This is a genomic window from Mesorhizobium sp. M4B.F.Ca.ET.089.01.1.1 (assembly GCF_004022605.1).
Classification (GTDB): domain Bacteria; phylum Pseudomonadota; class Alphaproteobacteria; order Rhizobiales; family Rhizobiaceae; genus Mesorhizobium; species Mesorhizobium abyssinicae.
The window spans coordinates 1-459 of record NZ_RZOS01001399.1; the positions used below are offsets into that span (position 1 = coordinate 1).

The window sequence follows — 459 nt, forward strand, 5'->3', positions numbered from 1 at the left end:
GTCGACAAAGGTTCCCACCAATGACAGTCAATAGCTACCTCGTATCCCGTGCAAGCGACGCGGTGCTCTCGGCCGACGAGAAGGCCTCGATCGCGACCTCGGTCACGACCTTGAGCTCCCGGCTGGCCAGTTATTTCACGGTCGCCGGTGATGGCCTAACGTCGCATTTCCGGTTCGGCTCGCACACCCGTGGCACGATCCTTCCCCGCAAGATGGATGCGCACTCGGACGTTGACTACATGATCGTTTTTGAAAAAGGCGGACTGAACCCACAGACCTACCTCACCCGACTGCGTAAGTTCGCCGAGCAGAAATACGCCAACTCCGAACTCTACCAATCGAGCCCCACGGTGGTGCTGGAGCTCAACCATATCAAGTTCGACCTAGTGCCCGCCTTGCTCTCGTGGGGCACGACGTATCAGATCCCCAAGGGTCCCGATGAGTGGCAAAGCACGAACC

At 58.6% G+C, this 459-nt stretch carries 1 pseudogene; it reads left to right on the forward strand.

The window, feature by feature from the left end:
* Nucleotides 1-20: 20 nt before the first annotated feature.
* Nucleotides 21-459: pseudogene (locus tag EN780_RS37675) on the forward strand (nucleotidyltransferase); the annotation flags it as partial.